A 5,326-nucleotide genomic window follows, 5' to 3' on the forward strand; every position below is an offset into this window, starting at 1 on the left:
TAGAGGATGATCACCTTCTGCGCGCCGCCGCGCAGGGCGGTGCGGGCCGAATCTATCGCCGCGTGGCCGCCGCCGACCACGGCCACGACCTTCCCGGTCTCGACCTGGTTCCGGAGGTTGGCCTCGCGGAGGTAGTCCAGGCAGTTGACCACTCCGGGCAGCTCCTCGCCCGCGATGCCCAGGGCCTTGCCCTTGGTGGTGCCCAGGGCCAGGATGACCGCTTCGTAGCCATCCTTGAACAGGCTGTCGAGGGTCAGGCCCTTCTCACCGAGGGGGCTGTTGAGTTTGAGCTCGATGCCGTGGTCGAGAATCCAGTTTATCTCCCGGTCCAGCACGTCCCGGGGGAGGCGGAAGGGCGGAATGCCGGTTCGCATCAGGCCGCCGGGCTTGAAGTACTTCTCGAAGACGGTTACGCCGTAACCCTCGCGGGCCAGGTCGTAGGCGGCGGTCAGGCCCGCGGGCCCCGAGCCTATCACCGCCACCCGCTTGCCCTTGGATTTCTCCGACTTTTCCGGCTCGGGCACGAGACTCTGCTCGACCTCCCAGTCGGCGACGAAGCGCTTCAGGGAGCAGATGGCGATGGGCTCGTCGTGAGGGCCGCGCTGGCACCGACCCTCGCAGGGATGATGGCAGATGCGGCCCAGGCTGGCCGGGAAGGGGTTGACGTCGCGGATGACCTTGAGCGCCTCGGCGAACCTTTCCTCCGCGATGAGGTTGACGTACCCCTGGGTGCGGGTGTGGATGGGGCACGTCTCCTCGCACATGGGGACGCCCCGCTTGTCGATGCTGAAGGTGTTGGGGACGGCCTGGGGGAATAGGCGGTAGATGGCCTTCCGTTCGGCGTGGCCCTGCTCGAACTCGGTGGGGAGGACGATGGGGCAGGCCTCGGCGCAACTGCCGCAGCCGGTGCAGTCCCCGGTGACGTAGCGGGCCTTTTGGCGGACCTTGACCTTGAAGTTGCCGACGTAGCCGGCGACCTCCTCCACCTCGGAGTAGCACAGGAGCTTGATGTTGGGATGCTGGCCCACGGAGACCATCTTCGGGGTGAGGATGCAGGCCGCGCAGTCCATGGTGGGGAAGGTCTTGTCGAACATGGCCATGTGGCCGCCGATGGAGGGCTCCTTCTCGACGAGGTAGACCTTGCGGCCGGAGTCGGCGAGCCTGAGCGCGGCCTCGATGCCGGCGATTCCCGCCCCCACGACCATGGCGTCGGGGTGAACCGGGACCTCCTTCTCCTCGAGGGGCTCCTGGCGGCTCACGCGGAACACCGCGGCCCGGATGAGCCGTTTGGCCTTCTGCGTCGCCCGGACCGTGTCGTCATGCACCCAGGAGCAATGCTCCCGGATGTTGGTCATCTGAAAGAGGTAGGGGTTCATCCCCGCGCCTTCCACCGCCCCGCGGAAGGTGACCTCGTGCATCAGGGGCGAGCAGGAGGCGACCACCACGCGGTTCAGGCCGTACTCCTCGATGTCCTTACCGATGAGCTCCTGACCGGGCTCCGAGCACATGTACTTGTACTCTTTGGCCACGACGACGCCGGGCAGTCCGGCGGCGAACCGGGCCACCTCCTCCACGTCCACTATGTGCGAGATGTTCGTCCCGCAGCGGCAGACATAGACGCCTATCCGTTCCTTGCCGTTATCGCTCATCGGTTCAACCCTCTGGGAGGTCGGTTTGACTCTCACCGGAACGTTGATAAAATTTTTTTAAGAACCGCACTTTTACCGGTGACCGCGCGCTTCTTTAGTTCGCCGGAAAGAGCGGTCTTCCATCCCCGACGGTCGCTATCGGGTCCAAGTCCTCTCTCATAGACACGGGCGAAGGTGGTCGTTGCTCGGGAACCGTGCCGCTCACTCGATACCCGGTCCTCGCTCGGTGTCCGGTCCGTGCCCGTAATTACGACGCACGGCCCGCTCGACGGAGTTTCGACACCCGCCCCCGGAGCTACGAGCGCAGCGGCAACTCAACAGACACCAACCGCCTCGCCGACCCGGCGCCGGGGACGACCTACAGGCGCAGCATGCCGCCCAACTCGGCGTAGATCTGCGTGTCCGAGTAGTGCCGCTGGTGTGAGGCGCCGGATGGGCAGCCGGCCACGCAGGTTCCGCAGCCCTTGCACAGCACGCTGTTGACGACGGAGACTTTCTTCACCGTGTCGTAGGAAATCGCCGTGTAGGGGCAGTTCTGGATGCAGTACCGGCAGCCGGAGCAGAGCTCCTCGTCTATGACGGAGGTGATGGGCTCGATTGCGACCTGGCCCTGGCCGATGAGGGAGAGGGCCTCGGCGGCCGCGGCGGCGCCCTGGGCCACGGAGTCCGGAATGTCCTTGGGCCCCTGGCAGGCGCCGGCGATGAACACGCCGTCGGTGGTGGTTGCCACGGGGGCCAGCTTGGGGTGCATCTCCTGGAAGAAGCCCTGGCTGCCGCAGCTGATACCCACGATGCGGCGGATGTCCTCGGCGTCGGAACGCGCCTCCAGGGCGGTGGACAGAATCACCATGTCCACCGGCACCTCGCGCGTGGTGCCCAGAAGGGTGTCCTCGGCGACCACCAGGAGCCTGTCGCCGGCCGGCATGACCTCGGCGGCCTTGCCGCGGATGAAGTGCACCCCCTCGGAGAGCAGGCGCTTGTAGAACTCCTCGTAGCCCTTGCCGAAGGCGCGCATGTCTATGTAGAAGCAGTAGACCTCCGCGTCGGTGTGCTCCTTGACCAGGTGGGCGAATTTCAAGGAGTACATGCAGCAGACCCGGGAGCAGTAGGAGTGGTACCGCTCGTCGCGGGAGCCGATGCAGTGGAGGATGGCGATGGCCTCGGGGGTGCGACCGTCCTCGAGCTCGATGTGGCCGCCGGTCATGCCGTCGGCCCGGCACATGAACTCGAACTCCATGCCGGTGATGACGTTGGGCAGCCGACGGTACCCCAGGGCGGGGATGACCGAGGGGTTGAAGACCTGCATCCCGGTGGCGACGATGATCGTCCCCACGTCGAGCTGGACCTCCTCGTCGGCGGAGTCGAGGCTCACGGCGTCCTTGCCGCAGGCCTCCTCGCAGATGCGGCAGGCGTCAACGGCGTTGCCGGCGGCGCTCTGCCGGAAGTGGATGCAGTCATCCTCGTAGACCGTGGGCACGTTGGGGACCATCTGCTTGGTGGTGAACCGGACGGCGCTGTTGGAGGCCAGGGAGAGCTCGGGGTGGATGACCTTGCGGTTGTAGCGGTCGTAGACCCTGGCCGAGCCGGTGGGGCAGATGCTGGAGCAGGAGCCGCAGGCGATGCAGTCGGGCGAGAGGGCGTCGTAGGGCGCCGAGACGTAGCTCTTGGAGCCCCGCTCGTTGATGGAGATGGCGAAGGCCTTGACCCGCTCCTGGCAGATGCGCGCGCAGAGGCCGCAGAGGATGCAGCGGTTCGCCAGGGCCTCCTCGGTGGGCTCGCCGAAGCGCTTGGGGTCGGCCCCGTACTCCGCCCCCAGCTCCTGGAGGCGCTCCACGGACGGGGCCTTGGCCAGGAGGAGCTCGAGGATGAACTTCCGGGCCCGGCGCACGTCCCCGTCGCCGGTGACGACGTTCATCCCCTCGGTCGCCACCAGGTTGCAGGATGTGGTCAGCTTGGCGCCGTCGCCCTCGCCGACCTTGACCGTGCACATCCGGCATCCGGCGTAGGGCTCGAGGAAATCGGAGTAGCACAGGGTCGGGATGTCAATCTCGAGCGCCCTGGCCGCCGCCAGGACGGTCGTACCCTCCTCGACCTCCACGCTCTGCCCGTCAATGGTCAGCTTAACCATGAGATCCTCCCACTATCGGCTTTCTTCCTCGGCCTCGTGCTCCCAGCGCCAGTCGCAGCGCAGGCACCTCTTGGCCTCGTTGACGGCCGCGGTCTCGTCGAGGACGAGCTCGACCGACTCGAAGTTCTTGATCCTCTCGGCGACCCCCTGCAGGGGGGTCTCGGGCCGGGAGACGATGGTCTCGACCTCCTCGGGCGTCATCTCGTAGGGCTCGACCTTAACCACCGGCTTCGTCAGGGTGTACTCGGGGGTCATGTCGCCGCCCCGCAGGTAGCGGTCCATGTACTTGGCGGCCAGCTTGCCGTGCCCCATGGCGTCGGTGGCGAAGTAAGGCCCGGCGACGACGTCGCCCCCGGCGAACACGCCGGGTGAGTCGGTCATCATGGTGCCGGGGTTCACCTCGAGGGTGCCCTTCCGGGTGAGCTTGAAGCCGTCGGCGGGGAGGAAGGCGAGGTCCGGTTTCTGGTTGATGGCCGGGAAGAGGGAGTCGAGCTCGACAGTGAACTCGGTGCCCTCGAGGACCACCGGCTCGCGCCAGCCGGTCGGGTCCACGCCCCGCATCTCCACCCGCCGCAGCTCGAGACCCACGAGACGCCCCTTCTCGGCGATGATTTTCGAGGGGGCGCAGAGGTAGACCACCTCGATCCCCTCCTCCAGGCCGGCCTGGACCTCCAGCTCGTCGGCGGGAATCTCGAAGTGGGTCCGGTTGTAGAAGATGGTGACCTGGAGGGCGCCGAGGCGCCGGGCGGTACGGGCGGCGTCCAGGGCGGTGTTGGTGCCGCCGATGATGCCCACCCGCTTGCCGACGGTGGTCCGGCCCCCGACGTTGACCTCGTGGAGGAAATCTATGGCGTCCTGGACGCCCTCCACCTCCTCGCCGGGCAGGCCCAGCGGGATGCCGGTATGGGCGCCGGTGGCGATGAAGACGGCCTTGTGATCCCGGCGCAGGTCCTCGAAGGGGACGTCCTTACCAATTTTCACGCCTGTCTTTATCTCCACGCCGATCCGGCGGACCCGCTCGACCTCCCGGGCGATGAGCTCGCGGGGGAGGCGGTAGGCCGGGATACCGGCGTAGAGCATCCCTCCGGCGACGTCGCCGGACTCGAAGACGGTGACGCGGTAGCCGAGGCGGGCCAGGTCCCAGGCACAGCTCAACCCGGCAGGTCCGGCCCCGATGACGGCGACCTTGTCGAGATTGCCCGCCCCCTTGGGCGGCGAGTAATCCCGGCCGTGCTTCTCCAGGACGAACCGCTTGAGGGCCCGGATGGAGATGGGGTCGGCCACGTTCCCCGTGGTGCAGCGGAACTCGCAGGGGTGCGGGCAGATGCGGCACAGGATGCCGGGGAAGGGCGTGGCCTGAAAGATGATGTCCAGGGCCTTGTCGAACTTGCCCAGGGCGATGTAGGCGATGTAGCTCGGGGCGTCCATGCCCACCGGGCAGGTGTGGTGGCAGGGGGCCGAAACGATCCTCCTGCACACCGCCCCGGGGCACTTTTTGTACCTGATGTGGGACTCGTAGTCCTCGCGGTAGTAGTGCAGAGTCGTCAGG

At 67.0% G+C, this 5,326-nt stretch carries 3 protein-coding genes; all 3 read right to left on the reverse strand.

The annotated features are described in order from the left end of the window. A partial coding sequence (locus NTW26_08535; protein MCX7022298.1) for an FAD-dependent oxidoreductase occupies positions 1–1,649 on the reverse strand: 1,649 nt, incomplete at its 3' end. Positions 1,650–2,007: 358 nt separating this feature from the next. After that, entirely contained in the window at positions 2,008–3,777 is a 1,770-nt protein-coding gene (locus NTW26_08540; protein ID MCX7022299.1) for a 2Fe-2S iron-sulfur cluster-binding protein, read from the reverse strand. Positions 3,778–3,789: 12 nt separating this feature from the next. Further along, positions 3,790–5,326, reverse strand: a 1,537-nt coding sequence (locus NTW26_08545) for an FAD-dependent oxidoreductase (GenBank protein ID MCX7022300.1), incomplete at its 5' end; no start/stop codon positions are given.

The organism is bacterium, from assembly GCA_026398675.1.
Taxonomy (GTDB): domain Bacteria; phylum RBG-13-66-14; class RBG-13-66-14; order RBG-13-66-14; family RBG-13-66-14; genus RBG-13-66-14.